The organism is Acidianus ambivalens, from assembly GCF_009729015.1.
Taxonomy (GTDB): Archaea; Thermoproteota; Thermoprotei_A; order Sulfolobales; family Sulfolobaceae; genus Acidianus; species Acidianus ambivalens.
In genome coordinates this window covers 1,098,958-1,117,371 of record NZ_CP045482.1, presented here as the reverse complement: position 1 = coordinate 1,117,371, position 18,414 = coordinate 1,098,958, and the positions used below count along the sequence as shown (strand labels likewise).

Genomic DNA, 18,414 nt, shown 5'->3' with positions numbered 1-18,414 from the left:
GAATCCCTTAGAAAGGTATAAATAAATGCAGAAATAGTTTTATCTTAATGAGATCGATAATAGGCTTCTGGGGAGTCTTCGTATTTCTGGTTATAACCTCGATATTAGCTAAAAGTGTGGTACTTATCTCAGAAGCAATTCACGTTTTCCTTGACGCTTTAATAGTTTCTCTTTCATTTTATTTCTTAAAATTGGTAAATAAGGTAAATTCTTATTATACTTATGGTTTACATAGACTAGAAGTTATTTCATCTTTACTTAATGTTAGTATAATAATTCTTGGTTCTATCATAGGTGTGATATTTTCAGTAATATATCTCATGATGGGGATTAAAGATAATCCATTTTACGTAATTTTTGCTTCATTAATTTCTGCTTTAATACTTTCCTTTTCTCATGAGCATGAAGAGAAAGAAAATAGGGTAAAAGAAAGTATTAATGTTCATATAATATCTGATGTTCTTTCTTATGTTTTAGGCGCATTAGCGGGATTTCTTATTATATTAACTGGATATTATGAGCTTGATCCAATATTCTCATTTATAATTTTAGGGACTATGGTTATTTACAACTTTAGGTATTTTAGTACGTATTTAGATATTATTATGGAAAAATCTCCAATTGATACAAAGCGTATTGAAGACGATTTAAAGCCTATATTTCCTAAAGTACATCATATTCATGTTTGGATAATTTGTGATCATTATAAAGTGGCAACTCTCCATATAGAAGAAGATCCTAATGTCACATTAAAAGAGCTTGATGATAAAAGGGAAGTAGCAGAAAAAATACTTTCAGAAAAATATGGAATTAATCACGTTACAGTTCAATTTGAGTCTAAAAGAACTGATTAGGCCACCAACTATTTCCTCTCATATGATTAAGCCCAAGAATACTAAGAATTCTCTGCCTATCTTCCTTGTTAACTTTAACATCGTAGTGAACTTTTAATAAAGGATACGGGTATCCCTTTATTGAAACAGAGTATAAACTATCCATTATCTTTTTAATTCCTTCATCGTCTATTCTTCCTGTCAAATCAACTTTAAGAACTCTCTGGCCTTTTTCTAACCTAATATAGAACGAACTAATTTCAACGCCTTCAAGATTTTTTACTTCCTTATTTTTAGCTAAAATTTTCTCATCGATTGTATGAACAAAGGGTAAAGTAAAGCCTGGGTTTTCAGTTAAACTTTCAATCACTGTTATATCTGATATATTTTCTCCAAATAATTCTCTCCCCTTACTATTTTTGGAAATCCACAGAATTTTGCCATCATAATTTTGTATCAATCTAGAAATAAGTATTTGAGATTTTAATATTAAATTCTTTAAAGACTCTTCCTCATTTTCGTCGTTTATTATTTCATCTAATTCCTTCTCTTCTCCTTCGACGTCTTTCCCATTATTAAGTTTTTTCTTTAAACTTCCGTCCATTAGTATGTATTCAGCTTTATTACCGTTCCTTAATGCTAAAGAAAGTTCTAAAATACTCATTATTTCAGAGATTCTTTCTTTAGCAAGGTTTCCAGGCCTAAAAACTCCCATCTTTATTTCATTATCTATTGCACTAACATTTACTCCTTCACCATATACCGCCTCAGCATTGGTAAGGAATACAGTGCCAACTCTTAATTCTTTTACAAATTCTCCACCATCTATAGCAATAAAACTCTTATTAACTGCAGTAGGCTCATAATCTATCCATATTTTCTTTAGTTTATCTTTAACAGAATCGTTTATCGAATTACTGTAAAACCTTATCTTTTCCAAGATTTTAGGATAATTGTTAGCAAACTCTTCATAAGCTCTCTCAATCAATATACTCACCTTGTTTTACTATACTTTTATCTCCTTTTTTAGTCACTGATATAATATAATCTGAGATCTCCTTAATTTCATCATCGTGAGTAACTATAATTATTTGAGGAATTATATTCATTGAGTACTTTATAACATTTAATAATTCCTTCTTCCTTTCCTCATCTAAGTGAATTGTAGGTTCATCCATTATCATGAAACCTATCTCATCCATTAAGGATTTAGCTATTGCTATCCTTAAAGCTAATGCAATAGAGATTCTCTCTCCTCCGCTTAAAGATTCTATATCCAAATCATTTCCAGCAGTGTTATACGCTTTAATTACAACTTTACCTTTCTGCGTTTTTCCTCCGATTTCAAAATTAATAGTAACTCTAGAGAATGATAAGTTGAACATACTTAATATATCATTAAGATTATTTTCTATCCTGGATTTGAATATTGAGATTATATAGTTTTGCAATCCACTACCGCTAAGTATCTTCCTTAGTTTTTCCACCCTATTTATTGCATTTTGTAATTTTGGAATTTTATTCAAGTCTTCCATAATCTTATCAAGCTCAGAATTTAGATTTATTAACAGATCGCTGCTTGCATTTATTTTGCCTTCGATAGTAGATATTTCCTTTTCTACTGCTATCCTCTCATTATTCAAGTCTTCCAATTTCTTATTTAGATTTTCGAATTCTTCTTCATTGAAGTTCAATTGGCGAATTTCTTCTTCAAGCTCAGTAATTTCCTTACTAATTTTTTCCAATTCATTCTTCTCGCTCTCAATTTTTATAAATTCTTCCTTTAGTTTCTCCAATTTATTTTTGTTTTCCTTATACAGCTTCAGTTTGCCTTCAAATTCTCTTTCATCTCCAATTTTTTCTAATAATCCTTTAATCCTTTTTTGTAAGTCATCAAGTTCGGCTTTTATTGAGCTTAGTCTATTCTTTTTCTCCTCTAGTGTTTTCTCATCATAATTACTTACCTTTAGGTACTCCTTATACTTAGGCTCTAGTAATGTTAGCTTTTCTCTAATTTCGCTATATTCTTTGTAAGATTTCTCTAGTTCTTTAAGTTTAGTTTGAATATCTTGTACTTCTTGTGAAATTCTAGTGAGGTCTTCGTTAAGTTTCCTTAATTTTGTAAGCTTAGATATTATCTCTAATCTTAAATTACTAAGTTCATCCTTTCTAGTTCTTAATTCTTCAACTTTTTTCTCTATATCTGAAAGTTTTTTCTCTATATCCTTTACTTCTGTCTCGGCTTCAATCTTAATTTTTTTCCTATGCTCTTCTGTAAGCTCTCTGCCACAAACCGGACATCTATTCTCTTTAATATTTTCCAAATTCTTTATAATTTGAATTAATTGTTCCTTCCTTCCTTTAATAGCACCTTTTGAGTTTTGCAGATTATCTATTTCTCTTTCAATGTTATCTATTTCTTTATTTACATTATCCAAAGAAGGAATACTTCCAAGCGACTTTATTTCGTTTTCTATTTTTTCATTTCTCTTTAATTTATCATTTAGTAGGGATTTCAAGGAATTATACTCGTTATAAGCCTCTTCTATTTTTTCCTTTCTCTCTTTTAATTCCTCATATCTTTTTGCGTCATCTTCTAAGCTATTCTTTTTAGCTAAGTTCTGCTCGTACTCTTCAATTTCTTTTTCCAAGGTATTTAATTGATCCTTTAAGCTCTTTTCAGATTTTCTTAACTCATGTAATTCGCTAAGTAAGCTTTCTCCTCCTTCAAGATAGCTATTTTCTTCAATTTCTTTTTCTAATTTTTCTTTTTCACTTTTTATTTTATCATAGTTATCAACATCTTTTTCTACAGATTTTTTTCTTTCAATTAAAGAATAAAGTCTACCAGTTAATTCCAAATATCTATCTCTTTTTCTTTTTAGTTCATCAAATTTTGCTGAATTATCTTTTATCTCTTTTTCTTTCTCAATTTTTTTGATCTTAAGGTCTTCTAATTTTTTCTTGCTCTCTTCAATTTCTTTTTCTAATTTTTCTTTTTCTAATTTCTTATTTTCGTATTCAATTTTTCTATTTTCTAAGTATTTTAGTTCGCTCTCAATTTCTTTCAGAACAGAGTATAGTGGTCCTGTGGAAGAAGTTAATTTCTCTAAGTTCTCTATTTTTAATATCTTTTTAAGAACATCAGGCAGTTCCTTAAATATATTTTCTATTTCTCCTTGCCTTATAATTACTGTAGAAAGTAAAATATCCTTATCTAATTTTAATATCTCTTGGATTTTTCTATCTACTTCCTTTCTACCTCTTGCAATGCCTATATTATTTTTTGCAATAAAATCGTTAGAACTATTTACTATATCTCTTTTTATTAAGTATAAATTATTACCGTCTCTAATTTCGGTTTGAACTATCCCTGTTGATTTACCTTTTTTAACTAAATTTTTTATATTTCCTCTAGAGCTTTCTGAAAACAATGAAAATACAATGCCATCTATTATTGATGTTTTGCCAGCTCCATTTTGCCCAACTATGGCATTTATACTTCCTTTAAAGTTAATTTCAGAACTTTCATGGCTTAAAAAATTTTGTAAAAATATTTTTTCAATTTTCATTATTCTACACCTGCAAATTTTTTAATGATAGTATAAATATCGTCTGAATCATAATTATTAATTATTTCTAAAATAAGTTTAGATTCTTCTTCAGTATAGCCAAAATTTTTAAGATAAGTCATTATAATTTGAGAAATGGTACTATCTTTGGGCAATTCTACATTTTTTTCTTCTCCGTAAGTTGTATTATCTTTAGCTATTCTATAAAATTCCGTTACATTTTCTAATATTGAAAGCTTTTTGAATAACAAGCTTTTACTCACGGCTTCTCCTTCTAGTATAATATGTAGTATAGGCTTCTTTTTACATTTTGAAAAAATCTTTATTAAATTGTTAATTTCATTATCCAAATTTTTTGTATTTATAGTAACAATTTTTTGCGGTCTAATATCAGTATTTATTTTCTGAATTTCAACCTCTTTCTTTGACAAATCTATCAAATAACCTCCTTTTCCATCTTTCTCCCATGCTTCTATTTCGTCATCTCTAATTATCTCTGGAGAACCTGCTATGCCTAACTTTCCATCTCCAAGATTTTCTATAAATCTAGAATGAAAGTGCCCAAACGCATAATAATTAAATCCTTTAGGTAATTCTCCTTCTTCTAATTGCCAAGCTCCTTCATAAGGCAATTTACTTCTTAGACCTTGATGGAGCATTAAGATATTTCTATCTCCTTCAGGTTTTATTGATGATAGCTTTTTAAGTAAAGTTTCTCTGGCTACTGTAGGTATGTGTTTTATCCCGTAAATTTTCAATCTTATATTATCTTTATTTATTTCATAGCCTTTCTCATCACCAGTTAGGAAAACTAGTAAGTTTAGTGATTCTGCTAAAATTCTTTGGGGATAAATTGCTCCTCTCCTCTTAGGAGTGTCATGATCGCCAGCAATGCTAATAAATGGTATTTTTCCTTGTATTCTCTTCAAATTATCTATTGCAACCTTCATAGCCGACATTGGGGGATGATAAGTATCAAAGAGATCTCCGGTGTGAATTATTGCATCTACATGCTCTTTAATTGCATAATCAATAAGTTGCGTAAATGTTTCATATATGTCCTCTTCTCTGGAGTCAAGATTATACTTTCTTGCACCTAGATGAGTATCAGAAATATGAAGAATTTGCATTATATATTCACCCGAAGTCTGCCAAACTTTCATGCAATTTATCTTCTTCCTCGGCTTTTTCCCATTCCCTCCTCATATCTGGATCTGTTCCGCCTAACGTTCCATTGAATAAATCAATTTTAACGAATGCTGGAATCTTGACAAGATTTCCTATTATCAATGCTTCTCCTACTCCTAATGAAGAAAGTTGCTCCACAAGATCTTCACTCAAGTTATCGCTAGCTTCTAGTACGTATTTCTTATCTGAAGGCTCTACTATTTTTAAAATAATCTTATTTGTCATTTGACTTAAGATATTCTCATCCAAACCTTTAGGTCTCTGGCTAACTATTATTAATCCAACGCCGAATTTCCTACCCTCTCTTGCAATTCTAGATGCCCAGAATTTAGTCAATGTATCATCATTTTTAGATAAAAATACGTGTGCTTCCTCTATTACTATAATTACTGGGAATCTTAAACCAGTTCCTTTTCTTCTATATTCTTTCCTTGCGTCGAGTATTCTTCTCAAATAATGAGATACTATTGCATCCATTGCATCTTCGTCCAAAGGACTTATATCAACAACGTTAACACTATGCGTTTTTAGATTGGAAATTATATCTTTAGAAGTTAGGTCAATAATTCCAGAATATTTATCAGCAAATTCTTCTAGCTTATTCTTAACTTCGTCTACTGAGTCCTTTTTTGCCCCTTTACCTTCTTGTGAATCTATCAAATCTTCCAAGTCTTTTATAAACGTTTGATTTAATTTCTCAAAGTCAATATCTCCAGATTTAATTTTCTCTTGGACAGATTTTTGGTATTCCGTGAACGCTCTCCTTATAATCCTATACTGTATAGGAGCATTGCCTCTAATTTCTAACAATGTTGCAAATTCTCTAGGATTTAAGTATAAAGGATTTAATTTTGGCTCTATATTATGTAAAGGATGTATATCGCTTCTGTAATACTCTCCGTGATAATCAAATATTAACACAGATCCTTTAATATCTGCTATTCTTTGAGAAAGAACGGCCACGGTGTTGGACTTACCACTCCCTGTAGCAGCAAGTATTGCTAGGTGTCTAGCTAACGCCCCGACCCTTATATTTACCGGAACATTTGTTCCAATTAATCTGCCTAAGGTAATATCTCCTTCTGAAAAGATCTTCCTTAAATCCTCTTCTTCTGCTAAACTTACCGGTGTACCTGCGATAGGAGGCAAATCTGGCTGAGAATTTGAATTCAAGTTGTAAAGGAGTTTAACAGTAGCTTTAATATAATGAGGGATCTTGCCATCAAATCTATTTAACCTCTCTACAATTCCTACATCTATGGTATTTCCATCTATCATTGGGCTTCCTCTTGTAACGTTTGTAATCAAACCCAGAACTTTTTCGTTATCATATTCCATTGTTACGTAAAGACCTAACCTAACGGGCTTAACTGCAAGAATAGTAGCTTGTTGAGGTGTCGCATCACCAATAACGTAACCTATAATCATTACATAAAAATACGATAGTTACATATATAAACTATACGAAGGAGAAAAAGGTAATACAAAAAATAAAAAGCTTATAAGGCTTTTGCAACTTTCTTAGCCGTTTCTGCTATTTGCTTCTCTTGTTCTGCATATGCGCAGAGCATTGCTTCTATGTCTGCATGTCCTTCTTCTTTTGCTTTCATTGCAACATCATTGTACTCTGAAACATGCTCCATATCTTCTTCTCTTGCGAAGTCGCTTAGCATTGCTAATACCTTTGCTGTACTCTCAGCTATATCTTTCTCTTGTTCAGCATACGAGCATAACATCTTTTCTACATCTAGATGTCCTTCTTCTTTTGCTTTCATTGCAACGTTATCGTATTCTGCTACATGTTCCTGATCTTCTTCCTTTACAAATTCTCCAAGAAGTTTTGTTACGTCTGCATTCTGTAATAGTTTTTCAAATATGCCCATAGCATGTCCATACTCCACTCTTGCTTTTTCTCTTAGTAATTTAGCTTCTTCTTTTCTTCCTAATGCCTCTAATTTATCTGCCAAGAATGTTAGAGTTAAGTAGTCTTCTGCGTTTGCCTTAAATAGTTCCTTTAATCCCATTTCGGTCTCCTTTCCAAGAGCCATTTAGGATCACTGAAATATTATAAAAGAAGAAGGTTATAAACTTTAATTAAAATGCCTAAATAATACAGCTAACATAATATTACATACTTGCAACTAGCTTGAAAGAAAGAGGTAATATTAATTAGTATGAAATAAAGTATTTAAATGATAATGATGATTGACTTCAATGCTGAGTAGTGAAGAAGTAACCCGAAACTGAAAGTTAATTTTCTCGGAAGTGAATTTTACATTCATGATAACAACTAAAAGGATGAGGGCATTAGAGATAAACTCAGAAGCATTAGGCGTTCCTACTTTATTATTAATGGAAAACGCTGGCAGAAGCGTAAAGGATGAAATTATAAGAAAACTAGGTAATGTTAAAGGCAAAACTGTTTACGTTTTTGTTGGTCATGGGGGTAAAGGCGGTGACGGTCTAGTTGCAGCAAGACATTTAGCTGCTGAAGGAGCTAAAGTAACTGTAATTCTACTGGGAGAAAATAAGCATAAAGATGCATTACTTAATTTAGCTGCAGTTCAAGAAATGGATTATTCAATTAATATAATTACAATAAAAGATCCAGAAGAACTTAAACCGGTAGAAGGAGATATCCTAATAGACGCGCTATTGGGTACCGGATTTTCAGGAAAGCCTAGAGAGCCGTTTAGAACTGCAATTAAAGTCTTTAACCAGAGTAAAGGCTTTAAGGTTTCGATAGATGTGCCTTCAGGAGTCGATAGCGATACCGGCGAAACGCCTGGTGATTACGTAGTTCCTGATTTAGTAGTTACATTTCACGATATGAAGACAGGCTTATCAAAGTTTAATTTTGAGACAAAAGTTGAAAATATAGGAATTCCTCCAGAGGCTGAAATATATGTAGGGCCTGGAGATCTTATGGTTAATATAAAGAAGAGAGAAATGAAAAGTAGGAAAGGTGCAGGTGGTAGGGTATTAATAATAGGTGGTAGCAAAACTTTTAGCGGTGCACCGGCCCTAGCAGGATTAGCAGCATTAAGGACAGGAGCTGACTTAGTTTACATAGCCTCTCCTGGGCAAACTGCATATACAATAGCCTCATATTCTCCAGATTTAATAGCGATAAAGTTGAATGGAGAAAATATTAACCCTGGTAATTTAGATGAGTTAAAACCATGGATAGAAAAGTCTAATGCTATAGTTATAGGCCCGGGGATGGGCTTAGCAGAGGAAACCATTGAAGCTTCAAAGGAAATCGTTACTTACTTAAAGGAAATAAATAAACCTGCAGTTATTGATGCTGACGCATTAAAATCCATAAAAGGGTTTACTCTTTATCCATTTGCAGTAATAACTCCTCATGCAGGAGAATTCAAAATATTCTTCGGTTACGACGTAAAGGATAATCCTAGAGAGAGAATTTCTCAAGTAATTGATAGTGCAAAGAGGGCTAATTGTGTAGTATTATTAAAAGGTTACTTTGATATAATCTCCGACGGCGAAAGATTTAGATTAAATAAGACCGGCAATCCAGGGATGACCGTAGGAGGTACTGGTGATACTCTTACTGGAATTGTTGCCACATTAATGGCTCAAGGCTTATCTCCCTTTGACGCCGCTTCCATAGGGGCATTTATAAATGGACTAGCAGGTTCATTAGCTTATGCTAAGTACGGAAATCACATAACTCCTAGTGATTTAGTAAATGAAATTCCTGAAGTAATAAATAATCCGTTAGAGGCTTTTAAGAAAAAACCATATATTAGAGTCCTTTAACTTTTTATTGCTTCTAAAGCTTTATCAGCGTGTTCTTCAGCTTTTTTAAGATTCTTAAAAACGTGAGTTATTTTACCATTCTCGTCAATAACAAAAGTAACTCTTTGAGCACTAGTTCCTTTTTCATTTAAGACTCCATAAGAATTTATGATTTTCTTTTCTTTATCTCCTATAAGAGGGAATTTTGCTCCATATTTTTCAGCAAATTTTTTAGCAGAAGAAAGACTATCAGCGCTAACTCCTATAACTTCCGCATTTAATTTTACTATTTCATCATAAAGCTGTACAAATCTTTGTAGCTCTCTTGTGCATCCTGCCGTGAAAGCTTTAGGATAGAAGTAAAGGATAACCTTCTTCTTTCCTTTATAATCAGACAATTTAATCTTACCTAAAGTAGACTCCGCTTCAAAATCTGGTGCCTCTTGGCCTACGTCTAGCATGGTATAGTAATTTCTAAGCAATATTTAAAAGCCTTAACTTAGATAATACCCTCCAAATGAGAAAGATTCCTAAAACTATGTCTACTCAACATCCAGATAATGCTAGAGTTCCAGAATGGGCAAAAAGTGAGGTCATAGAAGGAGACGATGAAGTGATAGAAGCTTATTATTCTTATATGAATTTGGGAATTCACGAAGTAATGTGGGACGCTGAAGGGAAGGACGTTGATACTCATGTTGTGAGAAAATTGCTTTCGTCGTACGCTGAATATTTTAAAGAGAATATAATAGGTCAAGACGTATTCTTAACTTATAGACTACCAAATCCAAGAATCGAAGGTGCAGAAAGAAAAGTTTTCGCTGAAACTATGGAAAGTATTCCAGTAGCTTACGATCTAGCTGAGAAATTTTATGGCAAAAAAGTAATTCCAGTATTTGAGGTAATTTTACCTTTTACTACCGATTATCAAGAGCTAGTTTCTGTTGCAAAATATTATGAAAAAGCCGTTGCTGGAGAAGAAGATATTGAATTATTTGAAGGAATTCACGTAAGGGATCTTGTAGGCGAAATATACCCAAAAAGAGTAGAAGTTATACCTTTAATTGAGGACAAGGACTCTTTATTAAGAATAAGGGAAATAGTAGGTGGATATTATAAAGTAATAAAGCCAAGTTACATGAGAGTTTTCATAGCCAGATCGGATCCAGCAATGAATTACGGGATGCTAACTGCTGTACTTTTGGCAAAATTTGCGCTAAGTACCCTATATAAAATGAAAAATGAGTTAGGAATAGAAATATTTCCGATAATAGGCGTAGGATCTCTACCTTTCAGAGGTCATCTTAATCCTAAAAATTATGAGAACGCATTAAAAGAATATAAAGGAGTTTATACTTTTACAATCCAGTCAGCTTTTAAATATGACTATGACGAGAAGGAAGTCAAAGAGGCCGTTCAGAAAATTAATGAGAACAAAGTAGAAGAGCCTAGAGTATTTGGCGAACACGAAGAGGGTTTATTGAAGAAAATTGTTGAGAATTACGTATCTTCTTATCAGCCTATAATAGAAGCTCTTGCACCAGCAATAAATTTCATCGCACTTAATTTGCCAAGGAGGAGAGCTAGAAAGTTGCACATAAGCTTATTCGGCTATGCCAGAAGTACTGGAAAAGTAACATTACCTAGAGCAATTAGCTTTGTTGGTGCAATGTACACTCTAGGTATTCCTCCAGAAATAATTGGATTATCATCGCTTTCAAATTTATCAGAGGAAGAATGGGATTTCTTAAAAGAGAATTATATAATGTTTAATCATGACCTTAATGAGAGTGGGAAGTACGTTAATCTTGACGCTCTAGAATATTTAAAGGAAATATGGAACATAGATGACGAAGTTATTAATAAAATAAAAGAGGACATAAAGTTTGCTGAGAGTATTGGAATAAAAATTGGAGGGAATGATTACGAGTCTAAAAAACACGTATTATTATCTTCTTTAGCCTTGCTTGCTTGTAAGGAAAAGAAGTACGATGAAATGAAGGAGTATATAAAAGAAATGGCATTAATAAGAAAGTCACTGGGTTAATTCAAGAATTTTTTCCGCAATATCTAATACTACCCCGTCTTCATAAGGTAAACCGCTTACCATTAATCCTATAGGCAAGTCGTTTACTTTACTGACTGGTAATGAAATAGAAGGTGCATTTACAAGATTGAATAGTTCTGTATTAGATACCAAAAGTTTTCTATATTCTTTTTCTCTTCCTACTACCTCTGAAATCTTTGGTGCGGGAATTTTTGTAGTAGGAGAAATTATCGCATCTACGCTGTCAAAAGCTCTAACATATTCCTCGAAAATTACTCTTCTTGCTCTTAATGCGTCAATATAGTCTATTGCTCTGATTTGCAAACCTTGCATTAGTAATTCCTTAACATCTGGGAAATACATCCCTGGAGTTGATTCTATCCAATCCCTATGATATGAGGAACCTTCTGCAAGGGCTATTGTTCCCCTTACATTGCTTCCGAATCCTTCCAGAAAATTTAACCTAATATCAATTAAATCGAAGTACGAAGAAAGCTTATTCAATATACTTTTTAGCGAATTTGAAGCAGGATCATCCTTAAATAAGAATACTCCTAACCTAGGTCTTGTTCTTACCTTGGATACCAATACATGTTTATTTACAGGAGGTATTACAGCATCTAAAACCCTTCTTAAAGTAGGAATATCTCTCGTTATAAATCCTATTGTATCTAAAGTCCAACTGAACGGAATAACTCCGTCTATAGGTATAATTCCAGTAGTTGGTTTAAATCCTATTACTCCGCAAAGTGAAGCAGGAATTCTTATAGATCCTCCAGTATCCGTACCCACTCCAACATCAACCATTTTTAATGCTACAGCAACTGCAGATCCTCCGCTAGATCCTCCGCTTATTCTTTCAGGATCATAGGGATTTCTAGCAGGTCCAGCAATCGATGAAGTATTTGTTGCACCTATCGCAAATTCGTGAGTATTTGTTTTACCTACTATTGTTCCTCCTTCTTCCAAGATTTTATCTACAATCCATGCGTTCCTATTAGGTATGTATTCTTTTAGGATTTTTGATCCTGCAGTAGTTTTAATTCCCTTAGTTAATATAATATCTTTTATTCCAAAAGTCAATCCTTTAAGCTTTCCCTTATCTCTTCCTTTTATTTCAGCTATTGTTATAAATGCGTTGTATTTTGAATTTAATTCTTCTAACTTCATCTTCACTCACGTAAATAAGTGGTTCAGGTAGCTTTGTAGAAAGAATGTCTTCTGAGCTCATTTAAAACACTCTCTATTATGCCATCAATTTCACTCTCATTTATACCTTTTTCTTTACTCACTTTTTCCTTTATTATACGCTCGACTATCGAATAATTCTTATAGGTCTCATTAAGCTTTTTCCAATCTATTCCTTTTAGTGCTTCAGAAATCCTTTTATCAAAAGGTAACTTACCTTCAAGCATCAAAACTGCAATGATAGGATAACCTATATAATTCCTAAACTTAGTTCCATTATCATCACTAAATACCTTCTCTCCTTCAACCTTTACGATATATTTTCTATCTCCCTCTGAGGAAGTAACAATGTAATGATCATCAACCTTAGCAATTCTTCCATCAGCTATTGCACCTAAAGCTTCCAAAACCTTTATCCTAGGAGGTAATTTTAGTTTCACGAATTAAATTACGTTACTAAGTATAAAAAATGCTTCTTTCATCATAATTTTTAAGCAATATAAACATGTTTAAACTAATGAAGGCAGTCGTTGTTATAGGTCACAAACAAGGATATAAGGTACAAGAGGTTCCGGATCCAAAACCTGCTGATGACGAGGTTATAATAAAAGTAGATAGAGCAGCGTTATGTTATAGAGATCTATTGCAACTCCAAGGATATTATCCAAGAATGAAATATCCAGTAATATTAGGTCATGAAGTCGTAGGCACAATAATACAAAAAGGTAAGAAAGTTGAAGGGTTTGAGGAAGGAGATAAGGTGGTCTCTTTACTTTACGCCCCTGACGGAACTTGCGAGTATTGTAGACAAGGAGAAGAAGCATATTGTCATTCTAGGTTAGGATACTCTGAAGAGTTGGACGGATTTTTTGCAGAATATGCAAAAATAAAAGTTACAAGCCTAGTAAAGGTTCCTAAAGGTACTCCAGACGAAGGAGCAGTTTTAGTCCCTTGCGTTACGGGAATGATTTATAGAGGTCTAATGAGGGCGCATTTAAAGCCTGGAGAAACTGTGCTAGTTACTGGAGCAAGCGGAGGAGTGGGAATTCACGCAGTACAAGTTGCAAAAGCTTTAGGAGCTAAAGTAATAGGCGTTACTACTTCAGAAGAAAAAGCACCTTTTATTAAAAAATTTGCAGATCACGTAATAGTAGGTAAAAAATTTGCTGAAGAGGCAAAGAAAATTTCAGATGTTCATGTTGTAATAGACACTGTGGGAACTCCAACCTTTGATGAAAGCTTAAAATCATTATGGATGGGTGGAAGAATCGTACAAATAGGCAATGTAGATCCTTCTCAAGCTTATCAGCTTAGATTAGGTTACGTAATACTTAAAGATATTCAAATAATAGGTCATGCTAGTGCAACTAAAAAAGATGTAGAAGGAGCGTTAAAACTTACTGCAGAAGGTAAAATTCAACCAATAATTGCTGGAACTGTAGGAATAGATGACATAGATAAAGGGTATGAACTATTGAAGGATAAGAATAAGATAGGTAAGGTGTTATTAAAACCCTAAATTTTTATTTTAATGAGTAAGAAATATCAATGTGAAAGTAAAACTTACTTGGATTTACGTACCTTCAGACTTACTTCCTCATGACGAAAAAGATGACGACAATGATATGGAAGTTATAGCTGATGGAATATTGGAAGAGTTTGAAAAAGGAGAAAAGGAAGATTTGGAAATTGATGAGAGGATCTTAATTCCTGCGTCTATTTTATCTTCAAGGATAATTGAAGATCTACCTTCCAATTTGTCATACTTTTTAGGCAGGTGGGGAGGTAAGTATTATTCTGGGGATATTTCTGGAGCGTTAGGAGAAATAATAGTTTACACAATCCTGGAAGAAAAGTTTGGGGTAAAATTACTTGATATTTTACCATTAAGAGAAGTAAAATTCATGGGGATGATAACTGACACTTTTATTCATGTAGGGAAGTATGAAAAATTAAAGGAGTTTTTAGGCGATAAGGATGGAAAATCGTTACTTTTTGTGAACGTTAGATCCTCAGTAAAGTTTGATAAAGCCATAGTGAGGAAAAATATTGCTAGAGATTTAATAACCTCAGAGAGTTTAAGATATCCAGATAACTACTCATTACTTTCTTACGTTTTTGGAGACGGAAATATAATGATGGTGGTGGTTAGGCCTTGAATTGCGAGGATGAATTAAAGGAAGCTATTATTTTAGCTTGGATAGGCGATAGGGAAGGAGTTAATGAAATTACGAAAGAATGCATAAAGGAATTATCGTCATATAGATCAGCAATAAAGGATATTACGAAGATAAAAGAGGAAGTTAACAGAGAATTTGAAATCCCCAAAAAATTGAGGGAAAAAGGAATTACTGACGAAGATCTCCTAGGATTAGCCTTACTCAGATTAGCAAGAAAGATTTCACTTACATCAGATTTGAATCCTAAAAATGATGGGAAACTAAAGTATATCATAATAGACCTAGGGAATAAAAAAATATTAAGAGGGTATTGTAAGGAATGCAAAGGATTCCATTATACCATACTAAAAGACAACATAGGGTTTGCAGTAGAATATGACCAAATTATTTATGCAGAATTTTTGCAAGGAGATGAAAAAAGCGTTATGGACGTAATAAAGAGGGAAATAATAAACAAATAACGACTCTCTGAATTTATTTTTCCCTTGAATATTAAAGTTTGTCAATTTCCTTCTTTATTTTCTCTAGTAATTCCTTCTCCTCCTCGTCTAAAGAATTAACATTAACTATATCTATTTCAGACTTTATCAATTCTTTTAACGCAATTATTGCATCTTTTCTACTATGAGAAAGACTTATATCTTCATCTAATCCAGTATAAGCATATTTATGAATTCCCAGCATAGCGGTAGTTAAATTAACTAGGCCTCTAAATCCTAGATCTTCTAAATCTCTAGCTATTCCCATTAACTCAGTAGTTGGAGCCGAATAACCTATTCTTAGGTACCATTTTATATCATCTTCCTTACCTTCCTTCTTTTTCTTTTCTATGATTTTATTAAAATTGGATACGACTAAAGAACTCATTAGAGCTTTCCATGAAAGGAAAAGCTTGCTTGCAGAATTTCTAGTATAACCTTCCTTAAGCATTTCAATACTTAAATAAAGTTCCTGCAGCGCCTCAAGTAATCTAAGCCTCGAGTACTTTTCCGGCTCTCTCGTAAACTTAGGTAACTGTGATTCCATGATTTATTTATCCATTATTGACTTAAAGAACTTAAATCTTAATTTTTTATCAATCATGAGCAGAACTTTAATAAGGTATTATTATAACTGAACCTTAGCTAAATAATTTTAGTCCATTAATTTCACTTTATTTATGCAAAGATTTCTAATCTTAAATGAAGATCAAGCAAAGCTAATCTTAGATAATATTAACTTTAAAATTCTAGAATTACTAGTTTCAGAAGAATTAAACGCAACTTCTCTATCGGAAAAATTAAAGGTTCCTTTGCCTACTTTATGGAGAAGGCTAAGTAAACTTGAAAAATACGGACTCATAGAAGTTACAAGAATAGAGCGTAAGAGAAACTTTAAGACTAAATATTACAGAGCAAAGGCAGTCTATTTCGTTTTACCTTTAAATATTCCCCTTCACCCAAAGGATCCTATAGCACGAAAGGCTTTAGAATTTCTTTCTGCATTAAAAAAGATAATGGACGATAAATATAAAAAATATAATGAGATTCCTAAAGGAATTGATCCTATAGACTATGCTGTAATTCTTGACGCTTTCGTAACTTTTTCAACATTTTTAGAAAAAGAAGAGGAGATGAGAAAAATCTTAGATGAAGTTGAACAACGACTGCTTTCATTAATGAAAGTGACTCATTAATATTCTTTCTCGTCACTAAAAAGTATGAACATATATATTTTAATAGGAGCGTTAATTTCGATTTTTATAGGTATTATTCCTCTTTTCCTAGTAAAGAGAGATTGGAAAGTAATACTAATAGCTGGAGGTGCTTACATATTAGCCATAGTAGGAAAGGCTATCATACAACTGGCGTTCTTATCCTTTTTCTTAACTCCTCAAATTCCTACTTATATTGCTTACGGAATATTAACTACTATCCTCGAACCAGGTTTTGCGTATCTGTTTTCACGTTTTATAAAAGAAAATCCCGAAACTTATGGAATAGGCTTAGCCTTCTGGGAGAATGCGATATTCTTAGGCTTACTGGAACTACCTAATGCTTTTATTGAAACTACTACAACTGTTTTACCATTACTTTATGTTCTCGTTATAAAGATAATGGATAGAACTTCTTCTCTTTTCATTCATTATAGTTGGGGAGTTTCAGCGTATTACAGTTTCTGGAGAAAAGAGTTGAAGTACATATTCGCTGTAGCACCTTTAGGCATGGTTGATAGCTTGGTAGCATATGTTGATTTAACTCATTCATCAAATTATTTTATTATAGCAATTCCTTCAATAATAGTGGGTATTGCAGGTTTTCTTTTAATAAAATACTATTTCAAACTATCATAGCTAAGTATTTTCGCATATAGAAATTTTGATTAGTAAGACTACATGCTTAAGTGTTAAAGAAGGGATCTTGATTCTCCTTTATATTTTTAAGGATTTTTATAAACCTTGAATATTCGTACTCAGCTATAGTGGGAGTATATGCTAATAGATAAATTAGTATTGAAATGCGGGTCTTATTCTTATCTTATTATTTACAAATAATTGGTATGCAATTAATACTCTATCCTTAAGTTTTAATGCAACATAAGTGTCTGCGTCAATTTCATATGCTAAGCCAGAAATTGTGTATCCAATATAAAATAATAATATAGTTTCTTATATTGCGTTCATTTCTGTCATTCAACTTAGAAAGTGAATATATTTTTCTGCTATAAACTATTATTTAGTATTCATGTTAAATCTTTCAGATTTTGTGAAAGAGATAAGTGGGCTTGAAATATATAATAAAACTTGTGTTTTCTGTGGAGATTCCTATGTTAGCTTATTACGAAAGCTCGAAAGTATTAAGGATATTATAGAAAAAGTAGAAATTTGTTCTTATGAAGATTACGTTTATCTAAAAAATAATATTAAAGTTAATATTACTAAAATTTCAGAATATTTTCAATCAATGAAGGATACGCTAAAATATCTCATAAAACTCTCAAAGATTGATGTAAGAGAAAGAATTACTATAGATAGTTATATTCCAATAAAAAGGCTGAAAAACTTGATATTTTATTTCGGGAATTATGAGCTCTATATGGGCGAAAACTCACTCATTATTAAAAGAGGAAAAATTATCGTGGAAGTCCCATATAAACTCAAAAAACTAGGGAAAATGCTACTTGAGGATAATAATATTCCTGGCGGATATTATATAGTTAAAACTGATAAATTTGATATAAACAAATTAAAAGAAATTAAATATGATTGTGCATATGTAAAGATTACAAGGAAGGTAATAAAAGTGGATTATTTTGTGGGTAAAGATTATCTGGAATTAAGAGAAATTGTTATACCTAATACGCAATAAAAGAGTGCAGTTTAATTAATTTCTTAAAATTTGTGCTCGTTAATTTCAACCAGTACAAGCTTTAAAAGCTGTCAGAAATCTTCTAACCTTAAGTAAAGGGGCCTTAATAATTTTTAGAATCTTTTAGGAATTTATGGCAGATAATTATATCGTAATCTACTATGATATAACCTTTTTAGTTAGTTCTTCCCCAACTCATTCTTTGAATCTGAATACCTAAGATATTGAACTCTCTATCAGCTGCAACTAATTTGCCTAAGTATTCTAGGATTCTTTGCTATCTAACTTTCGGGCATG

Annotated in this window: 18 protein-coding genes; 9 read left to right on the top strand and 9 right to left on the bottom strand. The window is 32.2% G+C overall.

All coding sequences use genetic code 11. From position 1 onward, the window contains the following. The first annotated feature begins 47 nt into the window (after positions 1-47). Entirely contained in the window at positions 48-854 is an 807-nt protein-coding gene (locus tag D1866_RS06575) for a cation diffusion facilitator family transporter (RefSeq protein WP_152941827.1), read from the top strand. Here the strand turns inward: D1866_RS06575 and nurA are convergent. The 5 genes from nurA to D1866_RS06550 form a co-directional block, all read right to left on the bottom strand. Next, the gene (gene nurA / locus D1866_RS06570; protein ID WP_152941829.1) at positions 838-1,821 is read right to left on the bottom strand and encodes a DNA double-strand break repair nuclease NurA; all 984 of its coding nucleotides are present in this window, start codon (positions 1,819-1,821) and stop codon (positions 838-840) included. The genes D1866_RS06575 and nurA overlap by 17 nt on opposite strands. After that, positions 1,814-4,405, bottom strand: a complete 2,592-nt coding sequence (gene rad50 / locus D1866_RS06565; protein ID WP_152941831.1) for a DNA double-strand break repair ATPase Rad50 — start codon at positions 4,403-4,405, stop codon at positions 1,814-1,816. Before rad50 ends, nurA begins: the two co-directional genes overlap by 8 nt. Then, positions 4,405-5,535 carry a DNA double-strand break repair protein Mre11 gene (gene mre11 / locus D1866_RS06560; protein WP_152941833.1) on the bottom strand — a complete coding sequence of 377 codons (1,131 nt, stop codon included), beginning with the start codon at positions 5,533-5,535 and terminating at the stop codon, positions 4,405-4,407. Before mre11 ends, rad50 begins: the two co-directional genes overlap by 1 nt. Positions 5,536-5,542: 7 nt before the next feature. Next, entirely contained in the window at positions 5,543-7,021 is a 1,479-nt protein-coding gene (gene herA, locus D1866_RS06555) for a DNA double-strand break repair helicase HerA (protein WP_152941835.1), read from the bottom strand. Between the two features lie 71 nt (positions 7,022-7,092). Next, positions 7,093-7,641 (bottom strand): rubrerythrin, encoded by a 549-nt coding sequence (locus D1866_RS06550; RefSeq protein WP_152941837.1) that lies wholly within the window; start codon positions 7,639-7,641, stop codon positions 7,093-7,095. A 232-nt stretch (positions 7,642-7,873) separates the two neighbouring features. Between D1866_RS06550 and D1866_RS06545 the strand changes: the two genes are divergently transcribed. Next, complete coding sequence (locus D1866_RS06545; protein ID WP_152941839.1) at positions 7,874-9,376, top strand: NAD(P)H-hydrate dehydratase; 1,503 nt, start codon at positions 7,874-7,876, stop codon at positions 9,374-9,376. Here the strand turns inward: D1866_RS06545 and D1866_RS06540 are convergent. Continuing rightward, complete coding sequence (locus D1866_RS06540) at positions 9,373-9,816, bottom strand: peroxiredoxin (RefSeq protein ID WP_152941841.1); 444 nt, start codon at positions 9,814-9,816, stop codon at positions 9,373-9,375. The genes D1866_RS06545 and D1866_RS06540 overlap by 4 nt on opposite strands. A gap of 56 nt (positions 9,817-9,872) precedes the next feature. Here D1866_RS06540 and ppcA point away from each other — a divergent pair, with 56 nt between their 5' ends. Continuing rightward, positions 9,873-11,402, top strand: a complete 1,530-nt coding sequence (gene ppcA, locus D1866_RS06535; protein WP_152941843.1) for a phosphoenolpyruvate carboxylase — start codon at positions 9,873-9,875, stop codon at positions 11,400-11,402. Here the strand turns inward: ppcA and D1866_RS06530 are convergent. Next, a complete protein-coding gene (locus D1866_RS06530; RefSeq protein WP_152941845.1) occupies positions 11,391-12,572 on the bottom strand; it encodes an amidase in 1,182 nt (393 codons plus the stop codon). The two genes, ppcA and D1866_RS06530, sit on opposite strands and share 12 nt — an antisense overlap. A gap of 23 nt (positions 12,573-12,595) precedes the next feature. Then, entirely contained in the window at positions 12,596-13,030 is a 435-nt protein-coding gene (locus D1866_RS06525; RefSeq protein ID WP_231136433.1) for a hypothetical protein, read from the bottom strand. 77 nt (positions 13,031-13,107) lie between these two features. Between D1866_RS06525 and D1866_RS06520 the strand changes: the two genes are divergently transcribed. The 3 genes from D1866_RS06520 to D1866_RS06510 are packed head-to-tail and all read left to right on the top strand — an operon-like array spanning position 13,108 to position 15,231. Continuing rightward, on the top strand, positions 13,108-14,109 hold the full coding sequence (locus D1866_RS06520; protein WP_152941847.1) for an acryloyl-coenzyme A reductase: 1,002 nt from the start codon (positions 13,108-13,110) through the stop codon (positions 14,107-14,109). A gap of 31 nt (positions 14,110-14,140) precedes the next feature. Next, the gene (locus D1866_RS06515) at positions 14,141-14,749 is read left to right on the top strand and encodes a hypothetical protein (RefSeq protein ID WP_152941849.1); all 609 of its coding nucleotides are present in this window, start codon (positions 14,141-14,143) and stop codon (positions 14,747-14,749) included. Continuing rightward, on the top strand, positions 14,746-15,231 hold the full coding sequence (locus tag D1866_RS06510) for a hypothetical protein (protein ID WP_152941852.1): 486 nt from the start codon (positions 14,746-14,748) through the stop codon (positions 15,229-15,231). The genes D1866_RS06515 and D1866_RS06510 overlap by 4 nt, the downstream gene beginning before the upstream one ends. Positions 15,232-15,262: 31 nt before the next feature. Here the strand turns inward: D1866_RS06510 and D1866_RS06505 are convergent, their stop codons facing one another. Next, positions 15,263-15,796 (bottom strand): PaREP1 family protein, encoded by a 534-nt coding sequence (locus tag D1866_RS06505; RefSeq protein WP_152941854.1) that lies wholly within the window; start codon positions 15,794-15,796, stop codon positions 15,263-15,265. 133 nt (positions 15,797-15,929) lie between these two features. Here D1866_RS06505 and D1866_RS06500 point away from each other — a divergent pair, with 133 nt between their 5' ends. The 3 genes from D1866_RS06500 to D1866_RS06490 all read left to right on the top strand — a co-directional run bounded on the left by D1866_RS06500 (position 15,930) and on the right by D1866_RS06490 (position 18,117). Then, complete coding sequence (locus tag D1866_RS06500; RefSeq protein ID WP_152941856.1) at positions 15,930-16,445, top strand: ArsR/SmtB family transcription factor; 516 nt, start codon at positions 15,930-15,932, stop codon at positions 16,443-16,445. A gap of 24 nt (positions 16,446-16,469) precedes the next feature. Continuing rightward, positions 16,470-17,102 carry a hypothetical protein gene (locus tag D1866_RS06495; RefSeq protein WP_152941858.1) on the top strand — a complete coding sequence of 211 codons (633 nt, stop codon included), beginning with the start codon at positions 16,470-16,472 and terminating at the stop codon, positions 17,100-17,102. Positions 17,103-17,493: 391 nt separating this feature from the next. Next, the gene (locus D1866_RS06490) at positions 17,494-18,117 is read left to right on the top strand and encodes a hypothetical protein (protein WP_152941860.1); all 624 of its coding nucleotides are present in this window, start codon (positions 17,494-17,496) and stop codon (positions 18,115-18,117) included. The last annotated feature ends 297 nt before the right edge of the window (positions 18,118-18,414 follow it).